Annotated in this window: 17 protein-coding genes; 10 read left to right on the top strand and 7 right to left on the bottom strand. The window is 71.3% G+C overall.

Annotated elements, in window-relative coordinates; translation table 11 throughout:
* Nucleotides 1-227: 227 nt before the first annotated feature.
* Nucleotides 228-1,433 (top strand): mannose-6-phosphate isomerase, class I, encoded by a 1,206-nt coding sequence (gene manA, locus ACFVVA_RS20390; RefSeq protein WP_387691323.1) that lies wholly within the window; start codon nucleotides 228-230, stop codon nucleotides 1,431-1,433.
* Between the two features lie 23 nt (nucleotides 1,434-1,456).
* Here manA and dnaB read toward each other — a convergent pair whose 3' ends face one another.
* Complete coding sequence (gene dnaB, locus ACFVVA_RS20385; protein WP_387691450.1) at nucleotides 1,457-2,917, bottom strand: replicative DNA helicase; 1,461 nt, start codon at nucleotides 2,915-2,917, stop codon at nucleotides 1,457-1,459.
* Nucleotides 2,918-3,494: 577 nt separating this feature from the next.
* On the opposite strand from dnaB, the gene ACFVVA_RS20380 reads away from it, so the two are divergent.
* Nucleotides 3,495-4,841 carry an MATE family efflux transporter gene (locus ACFVVA_RS20380; RefSeq protein WP_387691321.1) on the top strand — a complete coding sequence of 449 codons (1,347 nt, stop codon included), beginning with the start codon at nucleotides 3,495-3,497 and terminating at the stop codon, nucleotides 4,839-4,841.
* Nucleotides 4,842-4,938: 97 nt separating this feature from the next.
* Here ACFVVA_RS20380 and rplI read toward each other — a convergent pair whose 3' ends face one another.
* The 4 genes from rplI to rpsF form a co-directional block, all read right to left on the bottom strand.
* Nucleotides 4,939-5,385 (bottom strand): 50S ribosomal protein L9, encoded by a 447-nt coding sequence (gene rplI / locus ACFVVA_RS20375; RefSeq protein WP_387691319.1) that lies wholly within the window; start codon nucleotides 5,383-5,385, stop codon nucleotides 4,939-4,941.
* Nucleotides 5,386-5,402: 17 nt separating this feature from the next.
* Nucleotides 5,403-5,639 carry a 30S ribosomal protein S18 gene (gene rpsR, locus ACFVVA_RS20370; RefSeq protein ID WP_030059640.1) on the bottom strand — a complete coding sequence of 79 codons (237 nt, stop codon included), beginning with the start codon at nucleotides 5,637-5,639 and terminating at the stop codon, nucleotides 5,403-5,405.
* Between the two features lie 79 nt (nucleotides 5,640-5,718).
* Entirely contained in the window at nucleotides 5,719-6,327 is a 609-nt protein-coding gene (locus ACFVVA_RS20365; protein ID WP_359909464.1) for a single-stranded DNA-binding protein, read from the bottom strand.
* Nucleotides 6,328-6,423: 96 nt separating this feature from the next.
* Complete coding sequence (gene rpsF / locus ACFVVA_RS20360) at nucleotides 6,424-6,714, bottom strand: 30S ribosomal protein S6 (protein WP_188298654.1); 291 nt, start codon at nucleotides 6,712-6,714, stop codon at nucleotides 6,424-6,426.
* 322 nt (nucleotides 6,715-7,036) lie between these two features.
* On the opposite strand from rpsF, the gene ACFVVA_RS20355 reads away from it, so the two are divergent.
* The 3 genes from ACFVVA_RS20355 to ACFVVA_RS20345 all read left to right on the top strand — a co-directional run bounded on the left by ACFVVA_RS20355 (nucleotide 7,037) and on the right by ACFVVA_RS20345 (nucleotide 9,719).
* Complete coding sequence (locus ACFVVA_RS20355; RefSeq protein WP_359909468.1) at nucleotides 7,037-7,336, top strand: hypothetical protein; 300 nt, start codon at nucleotides 7,037-7,039, stop codon at nucleotides 7,334-7,336.
* A gap of 216 nt (nucleotides 7,337-7,552) precedes the next feature.
* The gene (locus tag ACFVVA_RS20350; protein ID WP_359909471.1) at nucleotides 7,553-8,671 is read left to right on the top strand and encodes a peptidoglycan bridge formation glycyltransferase FemA/FemB family protein; all 1,119 of its coding nucleotides are present in this window, start codon (nucleotides 7,553-7,555) and stop codon (nucleotides 8,669-8,671) included.
* A 13-nt stretch (nucleotides 8,672-8,684) separates the two neighbouring features.
* A complete protein-coding gene (locus ACFVVA_RS20345; RefSeq protein WP_387691316.1) occupies nucleotides 8,685-9,719 on the top strand; it encodes an alanine racemase in 1,035 nt (344 codons plus the stop codon).
* A 1-nt stretch (nucleotide 9,720) separates the two neighbouring features.
* Here the strand turns inward: ACFVVA_RS20345 and ACFVVA_RS20340 are convergent, their stop codons facing one another.
* Both ACFVVA_RS20340 and ACFVVA_RS20335 read right to left on the bottom strand, forming a co-directional pair.
* Nucleotides 9,721-11,298 carry a glycosyltransferase family 87 protein gene (locus ACFVVA_RS20340; protein WP_387691314.1) on the bottom strand — a complete coding sequence of 526 codons (1,578 nt, stop codon included), beginning with the start codon at nucleotides 11,296-11,298 and terminating at the stop codon, nucleotides 9,721-9,723.
* A gap of 193 nt (nucleotides 11,299-11,491) precedes the next feature.
* On the bottom strand, nucleotides 11,492-13,960 hold the full coding sequence (locus ACFVVA_RS20335) for a transglycosylase domain-containing protein (protein ID WP_387691312.1): 2,469 nt from the start codon (nucleotides 13,958-13,960) through the stop codon (nucleotides 11,492-11,494).
* Nucleotides 13,961-14,478: 518 nt separating this feature from the next.
* Between ACFVVA_RS20335 and ACFVVA_RS20330 the strand changes: the two genes are divergently transcribed.
* From ACFVVA_RS20330 to ACFVVA_RS20310, 5 genes are all read left to right on the top strand, one after another.
* Entirely contained in the window at nucleotides 14,479-15,177 is a 699-nt protein-coding gene (locus ACFVVA_RS20330) for a PadR family transcriptional regulator (RefSeq protein ID WP_359909483.1), read from the top strand.
* Between the two features lie 126 nt (nucleotides 15,178-15,303).
* Nucleotides 15,304-16,386 carry an inositol-3-phosphate synthase gene (locus tag ACFVVA_RS20325; protein ID WP_387691310.1) on the top strand — a complete coding sequence of 361 codons (1,083 nt, stop codon included), beginning with the start codon at nucleotides 15,304-15,306 and terminating at the stop codon, nucleotides 16,384-16,386.
* Nucleotides 16,387-16,513: 127 nt separating this feature from the next.
* Entirely contained in the window at nucleotides 16,514-17,836 is a 1,323-nt protein-coding gene (locus tag ACFVVA_RS20320; protein ID WP_387691309.1) for an MFS transporter, read from the top strand.
* A 108-nt stretch (nucleotides 17,837-17,944) separates the two neighbouring features.
* A complete protein-coding gene (locus tag ACFVVA_RS20315) occupies nucleotides 17,945-18,631 on the top strand; it encodes a hypothetical protein (RefSeq protein WP_387691307.1) in 687 nt (228 codons plus the stop codon).
* Nucleotides 18,632-18,669: 38 nt separating this feature from the next.
* Entirely contained in the window at nucleotides 18,670-19,734 is a 1,065-nt protein-coding gene (locus tag ACFVVA_RS20310; RefSeq protein ID WP_387691305.1) for a hypothetical protein, read from the top strand.
* Nucleotides 19,735-19,850 lie beyond the last annotated feature (116 nt).

The raw sequence follows: 19,850 nt of genomic DNA, 5'->3' as shown, positions 1-19,850 counted from the left end.
CAGGGCGGAGGCTACTGCGTCCTGGCATCCTACTACCGCGCCGGGAACCACCCGCCCGACCGCGGCACTCCCACCCGATGCCCGCCGTTTCCCGTTGGGTGACACCGGTCGGCTAGGGTCGTTTCCCTTGCCCGTGCCCGGACCGCCCGCACCGCCGGGAGCGTCCCGGCGATCCGGACTCGGAACACCCGGGGCCGCCCAGACAGCGAAGGAGTAGGACCGCGCGCATGGACAGGCTCGTCAACACCGTCCGCCCGTACGCCTGGGGGTCGCTCACCGCCCTGCCCGAGCTGCTCGGGCAGCGGCCGACCGGTGAACCGCAGGCCGAGCTGTGGATGGGCGCCCACCCCGGGGCACCGTCGCGCGCCGACCGCGGCGAGGGCCCGCGCCGGCTGGACGAGCTGATCGCCGCCGACCCCGAGGGCGAACTGGGCGCCGCGAGCGTCGCCAGGTTCGGCCCGGCCCTGCCGTTCCTCTTCAAGGTCCTGGCCGCGGGCATCCCGCTGTCCATCCAGGCCCACCCCACCCTCGACCAGGCCCGGGCCGGCTTCGCCGCCGAGAACGCCCTCGGGATCCCCCTGGACGCCCCCGAGCGCAACTACCGGGACGCCAACCACAAGCCCGAGATGGTCTGCGCGCTGGGCGATTTCGAGGGCCTGTGCGGCTTCCGCCGGCCCGCCGGGGCGGCCCGGCTGCTGACCGGACTCGCGGTGCCCGGGCTCGCCCCCGTGATCGAGCGGCTGGCCGCCGGTGGGGGCACCTCCCGGCCGAAGGCCGGGGGAGAGTCCGAGGCGCTGCGCGGCGCCCTGACCGCCGCCCTCTCGCTGGACGGGGAGACCGTCCGGCGGACCGTCGAGGTGCTGGCGCTGACCGACCCCGACGGGGAGTACGCCCCGTACGCCCGGATCGCCGAGGACTTCCCGGACGACCGCGGCGTGATCGCCGGCATGCTGCTCAACCACGTCCGGCTGCGGGCCGGCCAGGCGCTCTACCTGGGCGCCGGGGTGCCGCACGCCTACCTGTCCGGCGTCTGCGTGGAGCTCCAGGCCAACTCCGACAACGTGCTGCGGGCCGGCCTCACCCCGAAGCACATCGACGTGCCGGAGCTGCTGGAGGTCGTGGTCTTCGAGGCCGGCGCCCCCGAGGCGCTGGAACCGGCCCCGGTCCCCGGCACCCCGGGCGAGGAGCTCTACCCCGTCCCGATCGACGAGTTCCGGCTCTCCCGCTTCGTCCTGGACGGCACGGAGCGCCGGATCGACGGCCGCACCCCGCAGATCCTGCTCTGCACCGAGGGCGCCACCCGCCTGACCGCCGCCGACGGCACCGTCCTGGACCTGGCCCGCGGCCAGTGCGCCTTCCTCCCCGCCACCGGCGCCCCGACCCGCCTGAGCGGCACCGGCAGCACGCTGTTCCGCGCCACCGTCACCGTCTGACCGGCCCCCCTCGCGCTCCGGGCTCAGTCCCGGGTCATGTCGACGAAGCGCGAGTAGTGGCCCTGGAAGGCCACCGTGATGGTCGCGGTCGGACCGTTTCGGTGCTTGGCGACGATCAGGTCGGCCTCGCCCGCGCGGGGGGACTCCTTCTCGTAGGCGTCCTCGCGGTGCAGCAGGATGACCATGTCGGCGTCCTGCTCGATCGAGCCGGACTCGCGGAGGTCGGAGACCATCGGCCGCTTGTCGGTGCGCTGCTCGGGACCACGGTTCAGCTGGGACAGCGCGATGACCGGGACTTCCAGCTCCTTGGCCAGCAGCTTGAGGTTACGGGACATGTCCGAGACCTCCTGCTGACGGTTCTCGGCCCGCCGGGAGCCACCGGACTGCATCAGCTGGAGGTAGTCGATGACGACCAGCTTGATGTCGTTGCGCTGCTTCAGCCGACGGCACTTGGCCCGGATCTCCATCATCGACAGGTTCGGCGAGTCGTCGATGAACAGCGGCGCCTCGCTGACGTCGGGCATCCGGCGGGCCACCCGCGTCCAGTCGTCGTCCGTCATGTTCCCGGAGCGCATGTGGTGCAGCGCCACCCGCGCCTCGGCGGAGAGCAGGCGCATGGCGATCTCGTTGCGGCCCATTTCGAGCGAGAAGATGACGCTCGGCAGCTTGTGCTGGATCGAGCAGGCCCGCGCGAAGTCCAGCGCGAGGGTGGACTTGCCCATGGCGGGGCGGGCCGCGATGACGATCATCTGGCCGGGGTGGAGGCCGTTGGTCAGCGCGTCGAAGTCGGCGAAGCCGGTCGGCACGCCGGACATCTGGCCCTGCCGGGAGCCGATCGCCTCGATCTCGTCGAGGGCGCCCTCCATGATGTCGGCGAGCGGCGCGTAGTCCTCGTTGGTGCGCTGCTCGGTGACGGCGTAGATCTCCGCCTGGGCGGCGTTGACGATCTCGTCCACGTCGCCCTCGGCCGCGTAGCCCATGCCGGCGATCCGGGTGCCCGCCTCGACCAGCCGGCGCAGCACCGCGCGCTCGTGGACGATCTGGGCGTAGTACTCGGCGTTGGCCGCGGTCGGGACGGAGTTGACCAGGGTGTGCAGGTACGAGGCGCCGCCGACCCGCTGGAGCTCGCCGCGCTTGGTCAGCTCGCCGGCCACGGTGATCGGGTCGGCCGGCTCGCCGCGGGCGTAGAGGTCGAGGATCGCGCCGTGCACCATCTCGTGCGCGGGCCGGTAGTAGTCGGCCGGCTTGAGCACCTCGACCACGTCGGCGATGGCGTCCTTGGAGAGCAGCATGCCGCCCAGGACGGACTGCTCGGCGGCCAGGTCCTGCGGCGGGACGCGCTCGAAGCCGTCCGCCCCGCCGTCGCCGTCGCCCTCGTCCCGGCGCTGCCGGCCGCCCTTGCCGCCCTTCTGGAAGCCGCCCTTCTGGAAGCCGTCGCGGCCACCGCCCTGACGTCCCTCGCCGCGGCCGCGCGAGACCGGCAGCCGGTCCCCCGGGCCGTCCGGGAAGGGCGCGTCGTCGAAGGCGCCGGCCGGGAAGGGGTCCTCGGCGGTCTGCCACTCCTCCTCCGGCGGCGGGGCGTCGTGGTCGTCGTACTGGGGGCCGGTCACGCGTGTTCCCCGATCAGCGAGTGGTGCGAAGTTGGAGCGGGCTTGCCGGTGGCTGGGTGGAGCGGATCCGCTCCTCTTTGTACGCCACGGCTCCGACAAATCGGACGCCGGTGCGGCGGGAGTGTCGGGCGGAGGGCCCACGCTAAGGCGCCGGACGCCGTTGCGCCAAGGCGGTTATCCACAGGGGGTGTGGATGACCGGCCCTCTCCTGTGGAGAACTGCCGCAAAGCTGTGGACACCCCTGTGGACGTTCCTGTGGATAACCGGACCATCGATCCACCGTCAACCTGTTGACCTGGGATTACCTCGTTCCGGGCCTGTGCATGAGAAATTCTTCACACACCTCCGAACGGCTGTGGGCACAGAGCGGGCGAACCGCACCGCTCAAGATTTCGAGTAATGGTCACATAGCACTTACATCCATTACCTGTGGATGAGTAGCCTGGAGCCCATGACCGCCTCGCCCACGACCCCGGCCCCGGCTCCCTCGCGACGCCGGCACGACCGGGAGATCCTCGCCCTGGCCGTCCCGGCCTTCGGCGCGCTCGTCGCCGAACCGCTCTTCCTGATGGCCGACTCGGCGATCGTCGGCCACCTCGGCACCCCCCAGCTGGCCGGGGTGGGCGTCGCCTCCGCCGCGCTCTCCACCGCGACCGGCGTGTTCGTCTTCCTCGCCTACGCCACCACCGCGGCGGTCGCCCGCCGGATCGGCGCCGGAGACCGCCGGGGCGCCGTGCAGCAGGGCATCGACGGCATCTGGCTCGCCCTGGGCCTGGCCGTCCCGGTGGTGCTCCTCACCCTGGTGCTGGCCCCCTGGGCGGCCGACGCGCTGGGCGCCTCGGCGACCGCCGCGCCGCACGCGGTGACGTACCTGCGGATCAGCTCCCTGGGCATCCCGGCGATGCTCATGGTGCTGGCCGCCACCGGTGTGCTGCGCGGCCTCCAGGACACCCGCACACCGCTGGTGGTGGCCGTCGCCGGCTTCGCCGCCAACATCGGCCTGAACGTCGGCCTGGTGTACGGCGCCGGGCTCGGGGTGGCCGGGTCGGCCTGGGGCACCGTGCTCGCCCAGACCGGGATGGCCGCCGCCTACCTGGTCGTGGTGGTCCGCGGCGCCCGCCGGGAGGGGGCCTCGCTGCGGCCGGACACGGCGGGCATCCGGGCCAGTGCCAGAGCCGGCGGCCCGCTGCTGGTCCGGACGATCAGCCTGCGCGCGGTGCTGATGACCGCCACCGCGGTGGCCGCCAGGCTCGGCGACGACCAGGTGGCCGCCCACCAGATCACCATGGCGCTGTTCAACTTCCTGGCCTTCGCGCTGGACGCCATCGCGATCGCCGGCCAGGCCATCATCGGCCGCTGCCTCGGCGCCTCGGACGCCCCCGGCGCCCGGGCCGCCACCCGGCGGATGGTCGAGTGGGGCATCGTCTCCGGGCTGGTGCTCGGCCTGCTGGTGGTCCTCGCCCGCCCGCTGTACGTCCCGCTGTTCACGCCCGATCCGGCCGTCCGGGCCCAGCTGGACACCGCCCTGCTGCTGCTCGCGCTCACCCAGCCCGTGGCCGGCCTGGTCTTCGTGCTGGACGGCGTGCTGATGGGCGCCGGGGACGGGCCGTACCTGGCGTGGGCGGGGCTCGCGACCCTGGCGGTGTTCGTCCCGGTGGCCCTGGCGGTCCCGGCCACCGGCACCGGACTGGCCGGGCTCTGGTGGGCGATGAACCTGTTCATGCTGTTGCGGGCCGGCTTCCTGGCCTGGCGCGCCCGCGGCGGCAAGTGGCTGGTCACCGGGGCGGTGCGCGGCTGAAACGGCTCCGGACGGGACTCCCGCGGGGGTCCCGTCCGGAAATGACCGAGGGCCGGACTCCCGGAGGAGTCCGGCCCTCGGGCCTTGGCTACGGAGCTCAGGCAGCCACGACGGCGACGTCGAGGTTGGCCACGACGTCCGAGTGCAGCTTGACCGAGACCTTGTGGGAGCCCACGGTCTTGATCGGCGAGGCGATCGCGACGGCGCGCTTGTCCACGGCCGGGCCGCCGGCGGCCTTGATGGCCTCGACGACGTCGGACTGGGTCACCGAGCCGAACAGGCGGCCGGCCTCGCCCGAGCGGACGGCCAGCTTGACCTGGACGCCCTCGAGCTGACCCTTGACCTCGTTGGCGGCCTCAAGGGTCTGGATGGCGTGGATCTTCCGGGCGCGACGGATGGCGTCGACGTCCTTCTGACCACCCTTGGTCCAGCGGATGGCGAAGCCACGCGGGACCAGGTAGTTGCGGGCGTAGCCGTCCTTGACCTCGACGACCTCGCCGGCGGAGCCGAGACCCGGCACCTCGTGCGTGAGGATGATCTTCATTACTTGGTCACCCTCTCTTAGCGCGCGGTGCTGGTGTAGGGCAGCAGCGCCATCTCACGGCTGTTCTTCACGGCCGTGGCGACGTCACGCTGGTGCTGGGTGCAGTTGCCGGTCACCCGACGGGCACGGATCTTTCCGCGGTCGGAGATGTACTTCCGCAGCAGGTTCGTGTCCTTGTAGTCAACGTAGTTGACCTTGTCCTTGCAGAAGACGCAAACCTTCTTCTTCGGCTTGCGAGCAGGCGGCTTCGCCATTGTGTGCTCCATTTGGGGTTCACGGCCCGGCGGGCGTCCGGGGACGCCGGCCGCCGGGCCGCACGAAATCTGTCAGCTCTTAGAACGGGGGCTCTTCCGAGAAACCGCTACCACCGGACGGGGCACCCCAGCCGCCGCCCTGGTTTCCACCGGACGGGGCGCTGGAGGCCCAGGGGTCGTCGGAGGGACCGGACTGGCCGCCACCGGAGTTTCCACCCCAGTTGCCGCCGCCCTGCTGGCCGCCACCGCCGCCGCCCCAGTTACCGCCGCCCTGCTGGCCGCCACCCTGCTGGCCGCCGAAGCCGCCACCGGGGCCGCCGGACCGGTTGGCCCGGGTGACCTTGGCGGTCGCCGAGCGCAGGCTCGGGCCGACCTCGTCGACCTCGACCTCGAAGACCGTCCGCTTCTCGCCTTCCTTGGTCTCGTAAGACCGCTGGCGCAGTCGGCCCTGCACGATGACGCGCATGCCGCGCTGCAGCGACTCGGCCACGTTCTCCGCCGGCTGCCGCCAGACGTTGCACGTGAGGAAGAGGCTCTCGCCGTCCTTCCACTCGTTCGTCTGACGGTCGAAGGTGCGGGGGGTGGACGCGATGCGGAACTTCGCGACCGCCGCACCCGACGGGGTGAAGCGCAGCTCGGGGTCGTCGACGAGATTGCCGACGAGGGTGATGACGGTCTCGCCTGCCATGGTGGTGATGACCTCTCGGGAAGATGTCCGTTCGTCGCTGTTTCACGTGAAACAGCGGACGCGAGCTACCCGAGACCCGAAGGCCTCAGAGGTGGCTCAGTGGGTGTCCGGGCGCAGGACCTTGGTCCGCAGAACCGACTCGCTCAGGCCCAGCTGGCGGTCGAGCTCCTTGACGACCTCAGGCGTGGCCTTGAGGTCGATGACCGAGTAGATGCCCTCGGACTGCTTGTTGATCTCGTAAGCCAGACGGCGGCGACCCCAGGTGTCGACCTTCTCCACCTTGCCACCCGCGTTGCGGACGACAGCGAGGAAGCTCTCGATCAGGGGGGAGACAGCGCGCTCCTCGACCGAGGGGTCGAGGATGACCATCAGCTCGTAGTGACGCATGAGTAACCCACCTCCTTTGGACTCAGCGGCCACGGTCTCTCCGTGGCAGGAGGGTTGTGCGTAGCGTCGGCACCGGAGCAGTGACGACTCCGGCCCACCGTAGCGGCCGGGTCGGACAGTCGGCCCCCTGCTCCACCCGAAAGTGGTCGTCGCCCGGAAGCGGACGCAAGGGGGGCACAACTACACCAGTGCAGACGGCACAGCCTACCTGCACCCGGACGGCCGAACAAAACGCATAGGGGTTGTGAGAGCGACCCAAGCACCGCAATCTGGACGGAACGGGATTCCTGCCCGTTCGTCTCCACGCCAGGAGGTGGGACCCATGGCCCAGTCCGTCCACCGCATGCCCGCCCTCACGCTGAACACCGACGGCCACCCGCACCCCCGCGAGAACACCCTGGTGGGCGTCACCGCCCTGCTGGGCGTGATCGCGTTCACCACCTCGTTCTTCCACAACCTGCACCTGCTGACCTCGTGGACCGGCCTGTTCGGCATCGTCACGGGCCTGTGGGGCATGTTCGTCTCGGTCACCACCGCCGAGCGCTTCGTCCTGATGGTCTCGCTCGGCGCCGCCGCGCTCGGCTTCTACCTCGGCATCGCCCGGGGCGGTCTCTGGGGCTGACCCCTCCCCCGCGCCCGCCCCGCGCCGCCGCCACTGGGACCGAGCCCACAGGGCCCGCCCGGAACCCTCGCCGCCCCCGTCGCGTATCTGCAGAGGAGACAGGTACCCGGCGGGGGCGCCGTCGTGCCCACCACGACGGGTGCGCGAGCCCCGGACGATAGGGTCAAGCCCGAGAACTGGGGCCACCGCAGCCCGACCGACGAGGAGCACCGAGCAATGAGCCTGCGCCTGAGGACGATCACCCGCGAGGAGCACCTCGCCTTCATCAGGAGCCGCGCCTCGGCCAGCCACATGCAGGTGCCGTCGTGGGGTGACGTGAAGGCCGAGTGGCGGTCCGAGTCGATCGGCTGGTTCGACGAGGCCAACCAGCTCGTCGGCGCCGGCCTGGTCCTGTACCGCCAGCTGCCCAAGCTCAAGCGCTACCTCGCCTACCTGCCCGAGGGCCCGGTCATCGACTGGTTCGACCGCGACCTCGACCGCTGGCTCTCCCCGATGCTGGCGCACCTCAAGTCGCAGGGCGCGTTCTCGGTGAAGATGGGCCCGCCGATCGTCATCCGCCGCTGGAACGCCCCCACCATCAAGGAGGCCATCGCCGCCAAGCAGGCCAAGCGGCTGCGCGATGTCGAGGCCGACTGGTACGAGGCCCGCGCCTTCGAGGTGGCCGACCGGCTGCGCAAGGCCGGCTGGCTCCAGGGCGAGGACGGCGGCGCGGGCTTCGGCGACGTCCAGCCCCGCTACGTCTTCCAGGTGCCGCTGGCCAACCGCTCGCTGGACGACATCCACAAGAACTTCAACCAGCTCTGGCGCCGCAACATCAAGAAGGCCGAGAAGAGCGGCGTCGAGGTCGTCCAGGGCGGCTACGACGACCTGCCGATCTTCCACCAGCTCTACCTGGTCACCGCCGAGCGCGACAAGTTCACCCCGCGCCCGCTGGCCTACTTCCAGCGGATGTGGAAGGCCCTCGTGGCCGAGGACCCGAACCGCATGCGGCTCTACATCGCCTACCACCAGGGCGAGCCGCTGGCCGCCACCACGATGCTCGTGGTCGGCGAGCACGTCTGGTACTCCTACGGCGCCTCGGCCAACCACAAGCGCGAGGTCAAGCCGTCCAACGCCATCCAGTGGCGGATGATGCGCGACTCCTACGCCCTCGGCGGCGGGGTGTACGACCTGCGCGGCATCAGTGACACCCTGGACGAGGACGACCACCTGTTCGGTCTGATCCAGTTCAAGGTCGGCACCGGCGGCCAGGCGGCCGAGTACCTCGGCGAGTGGGACTTCCCGCTCAACAAGCTGCTGCACAAGGCCCTCGACCTCTACATGTCCCGCCGCTGAGGAGGCTGCCCCGATGACGCTGTCGCTCTACCTCGACACCGAACGCTGGCGCACCCACCAGCGCTCCGTCCTCGCCGAGTTCCCCGGCCTGGTGCCGGTCGCCAAGGGGAACGGCTACGGCCTGGGCAACCACCGGCTGGCCGAGGAGGCGACGCTGCTGGGCACCGGGGTGCTCGCCGTCGGTACCGCGTACGAGGCGGCCGACGCCGCCGAGTGGTACGGCGGCGAGCTGCTGGTGCTCACCCCGTACCGGGTCGGCGAGGAGGCGCTGCCGCTGCCGCACGCCCGGGTGATCCGGACGGTGGCCAGCGTGGACGCGCTGCGCGCGCTGCACGGCGCCCGGGTGGTGCTGGAGTGCATGACCACCATGCGCCGGCACGGCGTGAGCGCGGACGACCTGCGCACCGTCGCCGCCGAGCTGGAGGGCGTGAGCTTCGAGGGCCTGGCGCTGCACCTGCCGATGGACCGGCCGGACGGCTCCAACACCGTCGAGGAGGTCGCGTACTGGGTGGACACCGCCCGGGCGGCCGGCATCCCGGTGCACACGGTGTTCGTCAGCCACCTCGGCGCGGCCGGCCTGGACCAGCTGGCCCAGCGCTACCCGCAGACGGTCTTCCGGGCCCGGATCGGCACCCGGCTCTGGCTGGGCGACCACGCCGCGCTGGAGGTCCGGGCCACCGTCCTGGACGTCACCCAGCTGCGGAAGGGCGACCGCTACGGCTACCGCCAGCACCCGGCGCCCTCCGACGGCCACATCCTGGTGGTCGCCGGCGGCACCGCGCACGGCATCGGCCTGGAGGCGCCCAAGTACGTCCAGAGCATGGGGGCGCGGGCCAAGGGCATCGCCCGGGCCGGCCTGGCGACGGTCAACAAGACCAAGTCGCCGTTCCACTGGGCCGGCAAGCAGCTGTGGTTCGCCGAGCCGCCGCACATGCAGGTCTCGCTGCTGTTCCTGGACGGGGAGACCACGCCCCCCGCGATCGGCGAGGAGCTCGGTCTCCAGGTCCGGCACACCACCACGCACTTCGACCGCGTGGTGGACCGCTGAGCTACGGCTTCTCGGCCGGCTCCGGCAGTTCGGGCTCGTCGAGCCACTGCCCGGGGCCGGCCGGCGCGTACGCGGCGTAGCTCTCCTCCTCGCGCAGCCGACGGGCGGTGCCCAGCACGGACACGTCCGGGGCGTGGTCCAGCACCCCGCCGGAGGGGTCGTCGCTGCCGTCCCAGCGGACCGGGTCGCGGTCCGGGTGGAGGACGTCGCGGACCACCAGGGCGACCAGGTAGAGCGTGCCCAGCAGGTGCAGTCCGATCGCGAAGTGGTACCAGCCCTCGCTGATCCCGTGCTGCTTGGAGCCGGTGACCAGGCCCAGGTGGGACCAGATGCCCAGGGTGTAGAGCACCTCGCAGGCCTGCCAGATCAGGAAGTCCCGCCAGCGCGGCCGGGCCAGCACCGCGAGCGGCAGCAGCCAGAGCGCGTACTGCGGCGAGTACACCTTGTTGGCCAGCACGAAGAGCGCGACCACCAGGAAGGCCAGCTGGGCGAAGCGCGGCCGGCGCGCGGCCGAGAAGCCGAGCCACGCTATGGCCAGGCAGCCCAGCACCATCAGCACGCCGATGTAGACGTCGAGGTCGGCCAGCCCGGCGCCGCGGCGCTGCATCAGGATCAGCCAGAACGAGCCGTAGTCCTCGCCGCGGTGCTTGCTGAACACGTAGAAGGTCGACCAGCCCCGCCAGTTGGCCACCATGATCGGCAGGTTGACCACCAGCCAGGCGCCGACCGCGCCGCCCAGCATCACCCGGAACTCGCGCCACCTGCCGGCCCGCCAGCAGAGCACCAGCAGCGGGCCGATCAGCAGCAGCGGATAGAGCTTGGCCGCGGTGGCCAGACCGATGAAGACACCGGCCCAGCCCGGCCGGGCACCGGCCCACCAGGCCATCGCCACGGCGGCCAGGGCGACCGCGAGCAGGTCCCAGTTGACGGTGCCGTTGAGCAGCAGGACCGGGGCGAGCGCGAACAGCAGCGCGTCCCACGGGCGGCGCCGGTGGGTGCGCGAGAGCGCCACCGCGGCGACCACGGCGCAGGCCATCAGCAGCCCGGCGTTGATCGCCCAGAACCACTGCTCCTGGCTCTGCTGGTCGCCGCCGCCGGGCGTCAGCCAGGCCGCGACCTGCATGAACAGGCCGGTCAGCACCGGGTACTCCAGGTACTGGAGGTCCCCCGAGGAGCCCGGGATGCGGTCCACGTACGGGTGCAGCCCGGCCGCGAAGCCGCGTCCGGAGAACAGGTGCGGGATGTCGCTGTAGCAGGCGTGGATGTACTGCGGCGAGCCCGGCTGGAACCAGGCCTGCTCGTAGCAGGGCAGCTTCTGCACCATGCCGAGCACCGACACCACGATCACCGCGAGCGCCAGGAAGCGCGCCGGGATCCACCAGGAGACGCCGAGCAGCGCCCGGCGGCCCGGCGGCCCGCCGAACACCTCGCTGCCGGCCGCCGCCACCGGGTCCTCGTCGGCCGGGACGACCACGGTGTTGACCGGTGGCGCGGCCGTGGCGACGGCTGCCGGGAGGGGCCCTGCGGCGGCGCCGGACCCGACCGGGCCGGCGGTTTCGTCACGATCGCTCGACGTCATGCCGGACATCCTGCCGCACCGATCCCGTCGGGACGAGGAGGCCCCCGCAACGGTCCGCGCCCCCGCCCGGCGGGCGGCCCGCCGGTCGCGACGCGACGGCCGGGCCGGAAACGGCGGTGATCCGGACGAAAACGGCGGTGGCGGCCCTCCGAGGAGGACCGCCACCGCCGTTCGGGGTCGAGCCGGGACCGGACTACTGCCCGGCTGCCGCGCCCTGTTGGCCGCCGCCGGTGCTGCTCGGCGTCGGCTTTCCGCCACCGCCCGGCTTTCCGCCGCCGCCCGGCGACGAGCTGTCCGTCGGTCCCGGGGGCTGCGTCTGGCAGCCGACAAACGGCAGACAGCTGTTGCCCGGGTGCGGGTTCCTGGTGCTCGACGGGCTGGGCTGGTCGCCGGGGCAGTCCACGCCGGGCACGCAGGTCTGGGTGGGCTGCGGCTGCACCGGCGGCTGCGGCGCCTGCGACTGGGGCTGCGCCGGGGCCGTCGGGGTGTCGGCCGTGGTCGGAGTGGCCGCCGCGGAGGCCGTGGACGGCGCACCGGAGGAGTCGACCTCGGTGCCGACCGGCTGCGGGGTCGGGAAGTCCATCTTCTTCTCGTTGGCCAGCGCGGCCCTCATGTACCGGGTGAAGACATCGGTCGGGATGTCACCACCGTGGATGGACTCCTTGCCGCCGGTCCCGTTGAGCGACTGCCGCTCGTGCTTGGTCGGGTCCTCGCGCCACATCGCGACGCTGGTCACCAGCTGCGGGGTGTAGCCGACCCACCAGGCCGACTTGTTCTGGTCGGTGGTACCGGTCTTGCCGGCCACCGGGCGGCCCAGGTCCTTCGTCTTCTTACCGGTACCGTTCACGGCCACGTTCACCAGCACGTCGGTGACGTTGTCGGCGACGGCCGGCTCCAGCGCGACCTTGGGCTCCTTCTTGCCGAAGCCCGGCCGCTCCACGCCGCTCACCTCGACCTTGGTGACCGAGTACGGCTCGGCCTCCTTGCCGCTGGCCGCCAGGGTGCCGTAGGCGGTGGCCATCCGGATCGGGCTGATGGTGGAGGTGCCGAGCGGGAAGGTCGCCGTCTTCGGGTCGGCGAGGCTCTCCTTCTTGACGCCCATCTGCACCGCGATGTCGGCCACGTTCTGGCCGCCGACGTCCTGGTTCAGCTGGACGAAGGGCACGTTGTACGAGTACTGCATGGCCATCCGCAGCGAGACGTAGCCGCGCTTGCCGGAGTCCTCGTTCTTCTGCCGGTACGGCTTGCCGTCGTCTCCGATCACCAGCGAGCCGTCCGCCTTGCGGATCTCGGACATGTCGTCGGCGAGGTAGCGGCTGTCGGCGTTGATCCGCTTCGGCTTGCCCTTGTCGTCCTTCGCGGTCTGCACGCCGGTCTGCATCGCGGTGGCCAGCACGAAGGGCTTGAAGGTCGAGCCGACCTGGACGCCGGTGGCGTCGGCGTTGTTGTCGAAGTGGCCGTTCTCCACGCCGTCGCCGCCGTAGAGGGCGACGATCGCGCCGTCGCCGGGGCGGATGCTGGCGGAGCCGAACTGGATGTTGGTGTCGTTGTCCGGCCGCTTCTGCGGGTTGAGGTTCTCCGACTTGACGGCGTCGACGGCGCTCTTCAGCGCGTCGACCTTGTCCTTCTCGAAGGTGGTGTAGATCTTCAGGCCGCCCCGGTCGATCATCTGCGGGGTGATCGACTTGTCGGTGGCCATCACGTACTTGTTGGCGGTGTCGACCAGGTAGCTGATCTCACCGTTCATGTTGGAGCTGGGCTTCTGCGGGATCGGGTCCGGGAACACGTTGCACTTGGCGCGCTCGTCCGGGGTGATGGCCTTGGTGTCCACCATCTGGTCCAGGATCCAGCTCCACCGGCCCTGGGCCCGTTCCTTGTTGTCCGGGTTGGTGGGGTCGTAGTACGCCGCACCCTTGAGCAGACCGGCCAGCATGGCGCTCTGGCAGACGTTGAGGTCCTTGGCGTCCACCCCGTAGTACGCCTGGGCGGCCGCCTGGGCGCCGTTCGCGCCGCGGCCGAACCAGCTGGTGTTGAGGTAGCCGGTGAGGATCTCGGGCTTCTTCTTCTCCTGATTGATCTTCAGCGTGATGAAGAACTCCTTCACCTTGCGGCTGAGGGTCTGCTCCTGGCTCAGGTAGGCGTTCTTCACGTACTGCTGGGTGATCGTCGAGGCGCCCTGGGTCTCACCCCCCTTCGCCATGTTCCAGACGGCGCGGAGCATGCCCTTGGGGTCGATGCCGCTGTCGGTCTGGAAGCTCTTGTTCTCCGCGGCGATGACGGCGTTCTGGAGGTTGGGGCTGATGTCCTTGAGCTCGACGATCTGACGGTTGGTCTGGCCCTTGCGGGTCATCTCCGTGCTGTCGGCCCAGTAGTAGATCGTGTTCTGGTTCTGCACCAGATCGTTCAGCTCCGGGACCTTGGTGCTCTGGTACAGGTAGAACACCAGGCCGACGAAGCAGCCGAAGACCAGCAGGAAGCCGCTCAGCCACTGCTTCCAGGACGGCAGCCAGCGCCGGATGCCGCTCTTGCCGAACCGCGGGTAGTCGATGAAGCGCTTCTTGCCGGGGCTCGCGGCCACGGCGGCGGAGGCCGCGGCGTCACCGCGCCGGCCGCCCCCCTTGCCCTTCTTCTGGGCAGCCTTGCGCATCTCCGCACGGGTCATCCGGGGCTGTTGTGCGGTCTCCCTCACCCCCGAGGGGCGGCGTCGGCCGACGCCGTCCGAGCTCAGCTCGTCGGGCTCCGACCCACCTCCCCGACGGCCGCCGCCTCCCGGGGGCTGCTGCCCGTCACCGCCCGGGTTGGGCGTCCTTCGCCGTCGCTCGCTCATCTTCCAGCCACTCCTCGCCAGGCGTTTCCAGCCTGAAGGCAGGGTTCACGTCCGATGCCCGCCAACCGCCCTGATCCCGGAGGTGGTCCTCGTGCACACGCGACAGCGTACGCAGCACGGATATACAACTAATCGGACATCAGTTGCCAATGCCCGCAAAACGGCAACAGATCATTACAAGCCCGTTGCCAACCTCACCTGCGCGTCGGCTTGTGATCACATTCACGCGTGCCCCCCTTGCTCGTTCCGAGGGCCGGGTTTACTGTTCTCGATATATCGAGCCGATACATCGAAGCGGAATACCGCCGGATGCGGCGGCCGGACGGACACCGAGAGGGAGGAGGACGAAGGCGATGGGCAGACGCTCAGGAGTGCTGGAGTTCGCCGTCCTCGGACTGCTCCACGACGCCCCGATGCACGGCTACGAGCTGCGCAAGCGGCTGAACATCCTGCTCGGCACGTTCCGGGCGCTCTCCTACGGAACGCTCTACCCCTGCCTGAAGAGCCTGGTCGCCCAGGGCTTCCTGGTCGAGGACAACCCGGACGTCGAGTACGTCCCGGCCACCGCGCTCAACGGCAAGCGGTCCAAGATCGTCTACCGGCTCTCCGCCGAGGGGAAGCAGCGCTTCGAGGAACTGCTCGCCGACTCCGGCCCGGACGCCTGGGAGGACGAGCACTTCGGCGTGCACTTCGCCTTCTTCGGCCAGACCGACCGGGCCGTGCGGATGCGCGTCCTGGAGGGGCGCCGCAGCCGGCTGGAGGAGCGGCTGGAGCGGATGCGCAACTCGCTGGCCCGCGCCCGCGAGCGGTTCGACGACTACACCGTCGAACTCCAGCGGCACGGACTGGAGTCGGTGGAGCGCGAGGTCCGCTGGCTCAACGAGCTGATCGAGACCGAGCGGTCCAACCGCACCGGTCGGACCGGCTCCGACGCCGGCGGCCCCGCCGCCGGCCCCCACAAGACTTCGGACGGCCGTGGCCAGGAGGACGGGTCCCAGGACCCGCCCGGGCCACCGTACGACCGCCCGGGGCGCTCCGCCCAGGAGCGCTGACACCGCGCCAGCCCTGTGCCGCGCGGCAGGATCGGGCGCCTCGCGCCCGTACATGCAGTCATCGAAGAAGCAGGACGAGTTCCGCCGACCCCGGCGGTCCTCATGAGATCACAGGGAGCAACCGGAATGGGTTCGGTTCGCGTAGCCATCGTGGGCGTGGGCAACTGCGCCGCGTCGCTGGTGCAGGGTGTCGAGTACTACAAGGACGCCGACCCGGCCGGCAGGGTCCCCGGGCTGATGCACGTCCAGTTCGGTGACTACCACGTCCGTGACGTGGAGTTCGTCGCCGCCTTCGACGTCGACGCCAAGAAGGTCGGCTTCGACCTGGCCGACGCCATCGGCAACAGCGAGAACAACACCATCAAGATCTGCGACGTGCCGCCGACCGGCGTGACCGTCCAGCGCGGCCACACCCTCGACGGCCTGGGCAAGTACTACCTGGAGACCATCGAGGAGTCGGACGAGGCTCCGGTCGACGTCGTCCAGGTCCTCAAGGACCAGCAGGTCGACGTCCTGGTCTGCTACCTGCCCGTCGGTTCCGAGGCCGCGGCCAAGTTCTACGCCCAGTGCGCCATCGACGCCAAGGTCGCCTTCGTGAACGCCCTGCCGGTGTTCATCGCGGGCACCAAGGAGTGGGCGGACAAGTTCACCGAGGCCGGCGTGCCGATCGTCGGTGACGACATCAAGTCCCAGGTCGGCGCCACCATCACGCACCGCGTGATGGCCAAGCTGTTCGAGGACCGCGGTGTCATCCTCGAGCGCACCATGCAGCTGAACGTCGGCGGCAACATGGACTTCAAGAACATGCTCGAGCGCGAGCGCCTGGAGTCCAAGAAGATCTCCAAGACCCAGGCCGTCACCTCGCAGATCCGCGACCGCGAGCTGGGCGCCAAGAACGTCCACATCGGTCCCTCGGACTACGTGGCCTGGCTGGACGACCGCAAGTGGGCGTACGTCCGCCTGGAGGGTCGCGCGTTCGGCGACGTCCCGCTGAACCTGGAGTACAAGCTGGAGGTCTGGGACTCCCCGAACTCCGCCGGTGTCATCATCGACGCCGTCCGCGCCGCGAAGATCGCCAAGGACCGCGGCATCGGTGGCCCGATCCTGTCGGCCTCCTCGTACTTCATGAAGTCCCCGCCGGTCCAGTACTTCGACGACGAGGCCCGCGAGAACGTCGAGAAGTTCATCCGCGGCGAGGTCGAGCGCTGAGCGGCTGACCGCTCACGGCTCGCACAGCCGTAGGAGGGGCCCACGGTCTTCGGACCGTGGGCCCTTCACGTTCTCGCGGCCAATGTTTCACGTGAAACAGTGGCCGGTTCCATGGCACTCTGGGCGGGTGGCGATCACCGAGAACGGCAGCACCCACCAGTCCGCGCACCGCGCCACGCTCCTGGACCTGCTGAAGGGCCGCGACTTCCGGCGGCTGCTGACCGCCCGGGTGCTCTCCCAGCTCTCGGACGGCGTCTTCCAGGTCTCGCTCGCCGCGTACGTGGTGTTCTCTCCCGAGAAGCAGTCCTCCCCCGCCGACATCGCCTCGGTGCTGGCCGTGATGCTGCTGCCGTTCTCGGTCATCGGCCCGTTCGCCGGTGTGCTGCTGGACCGCTGGCGCCGCCGCCAGGTGCTCTACTTCGGCAACCTGGCCCGCTTCGTGCTGGGCCTGGGCACCGGCGCGCTGCTGCTGGCGCAGGCACCGACCTGGCTGTTCTTCGCCTCGGCCCTGCTGGTCACCGCGCTCAACCGGTTCATCCTGGCCGGACTGTCCGCCGCCCTGCCCCGGGTGGTGGAGCAGGACCAGCTGGTCACCGCCAACGCCCTCTCCCCCACCCTCGGGACGGTCGCCGCCGCCTCGGGCGGGGGCATCGGCTTCGCGCTGCACCAGCTGATGGCTCCCGGGCCTCAGGCCGACGCCGCCCTGGTCACGGTGGCCGCGCTGCTCTACCTGTCGGCCGCGCTGGCCGCCCGGCGGATGGACCGCGACCTGCTCGGCCCGGAGCAGCACGAGGGCCGCCCGGCGCTCGGCCAGGCACTGGTCCGGGCCGCCGTCGAACTCGGCGCCGCGGTGCGCCACCTCGTGCGGGACTGCCGGCCCGCCGTGCACGCGCTGGCCGCCGTCACCGCGGCCCGGTTCTGCTACGGCGTGCTGATCGTGGTCGTGGTGATGCTCGCCCGGTACACCTTCAACGACCCGACCGACAGCGCGGCCGGGCTGGTCACCCTCGGCCAGGCGGTGGGTCTGTCCGCCGCCGGGTTCTTCGTCGCCGCGCTGGTCAGCCCCTGGTGCACCCGTCGGCTGGGCCTGGCCGGGTGGATGACGGCCTGCCTGGTCGCCCCCGTGGCCTTCGTCCCCGCCCTGGGCCTGAGCTTCACCCTGGTGCCCTGCCTGATCGCCGCCCTGCTGCTCGGGGTGGTCACCCAGGGCACCAAGATCTGCGCCGACACGGCGGTGCAGGAGTCGGTCGAGGACGAGTACCGCGGCCGGGTCTTCGCCATCTACGACGTGCTGTTCAACGTCGCCTTCGTGGCCGCCGCCCTGGTCACGGCGCTGGTGCTGCCGCTGTCCGGCCGCTCGGTCGCGGTGGTGCTGGGGGTCGCCGGGGTATACGCCCTGACGGCGGTCCTCTACCTGCGCGCCGCCCGCCGGAGCCCGCTCCCCCGGTGACCAGGCCTCCTGGGAACCCTCGGGACTCGCGGCCGACGGCGTCCGACCGACTCGCTAAGGTACTCGAACCTGTCGGATCGACAGAACTCCGTCTCGGGGGACGAACTGATGAGCACACCGCCGAATCCGTACGGCCCGGCCCCGGTGGGGCCGCCCGTCGCCACGCCGTACGGGGCACCGCCTCCCCCGCCGGCCGCGCCGTACGGACCGCCGCCGGCCTACGGGCAGCCCGCGCCGCCGACCCCGCCCGGCTACGGCCCGCCGCCCGGGTACGGACAGCCGCCCGCCTACGGGCAGCAGCCGCCCGGCCAACCGCCCTACGGACAGCAGCCGTACGGACAGCCGGCCCCCGGACAGCAGCCGTACGGGCAGCAGCCGCCCGCCGGACCGTACGGCCCGCCCCAGCCCGCCCCGGCGGTGCCGCCCGCGCCGGCCGCCAAGCGCGGCATCCGGTCCAAGCTGCGGATCGTCGGGCTGGTCGGCGGCTGCGTGGCGCTGGCCGTGGGCTACTTCGTGGCCGGGCCGAGCGTCAGCAGCGCCAAGCCCGGGGACTGTGTGCGGGCGAGCGGCTCCCGCGACGTCGAGATCGTCAAGTGCACTGACAGCAAAGCGAATTACCGCGTTCTGTCGAAGTTCGAGGGCACCACGGACGTGACCCGCTGCAAGCAGACGCCGCAGACCACGAGCGCGGTCTCGGGCAAGAGCGGCCGCCGCTGGAACAAGAAGCGGTACGTGCTCTGCCTCGGCCCGCTGGCGCCCGCCACCACCGGCATCCCGCCGGTGAAGAAGTCCTGACCTCTTCCGCCTCTCCTTTTCCTTCCCGGGGGACCCCCTTGTCCGCTCCGCCTCCGCCTCCGCCGCAGATGCCGTACGGCCCGCCACCGGGCGACGGCAACCCGTACGCCTCCGGCGGCTCCTACGGCGCACCGCCCCCACCGCCGCCGGCGCCCGGATACGGCGCACCGCCGCCGGCGCCCGGATACGGCTACCCGAGCGCCCCGCCGCCGCCCGAGCAGCCGTACGGCGTCCAGCCCCCGCCGGACGGCTACGGCTACGGGTACCCGCCGCCGCCGACGGACGGGACCACCTGCCGGTTCTGCGGCGGCTACCCGGCGGTGAACGCCACCGTCCGCGGCCACCAGGGCCTGATCATCGCCTACCGGATGCTGCGGATGACCGGCCCGTTCTGCCGCACCTGCGGAACGGCGACGGTGCGCGACATGTCGGCCCGGACGCTGGTCCAGGGCTGGTGGAGCCTGGTGTCCTGGCTGCTGACCCCGATCACGCTGCTGCTGAACCTCGGCCCGCACAACAAGTTCAAGCAGTTGCCGCCGCCCGTCCCGGGCAGCCACGGCCCCCAGCTGAACCCGGGCGTTCCGCTGACCGGCCGGCCGCACATCGCGATGCTGCTGGTGCCGGTCTCGCTGGCGGTCACCGTGGCCCTGGCCGCGACCGGGGTGCTCGGCCCGAAGAAGGTCGACCCGGTCGCCGACCCGACGCCGTCCCCCACCGTGCTGACCTTCTCGCCCATGCCGCTGCCGAAGCCGACCTACACGTCACCGGTCATCCCCGCGCCGACCTTCACGCTGCCGGTCCCGACGCTGACGTTCCCGCCGGTCACCACGCCGACCGACTCGGACAGCAAGGTGGACGCGGCCAACCCCGGCGACTGCCTGCGCAACGCGAACGGCACCAGCGAGACCACCGACACCCACCCGAAGATCACCGTGGTGCCCTGCACCGACACCAAGGCGCAGTACAAGATCGTCTTCAAGTACCTCGCCACCTCCGACGAGAAGGTCTGCGAGAAGCAGCCGAAGTCGGACAGCTGGTACACCAGCAAGCACCCCAACCTCCCGGCCCTGGACTACGTGCTCTGCCTGAAGCAGCTCAAGTAGCCCGGTACGGAGGAGGGGTGGGGGCGGGCGCGGGCGGGGGGGGCCCCCCCCCCCCCCGCCGGCCCCGCGGCCGCGGGGGCGGCGCCGGGGGGCCGCCCGGAGGAGGGGCCCCCCCC

This window comes from Kitasatospora sp. NPDC058048, assembly GCF_042885555.1.
Classification (GTDB): Bacteria; Actinomycetota; Actinomycetes; order Streptomycetales; family Streptomycetaceae; genus Kitasatospora; species Kitasatospora lactacystinica.
Note: the sequence above shows the minus strand (reverse complement) of the source record. Positions and strands in the feature narration are given on the sequence as shown.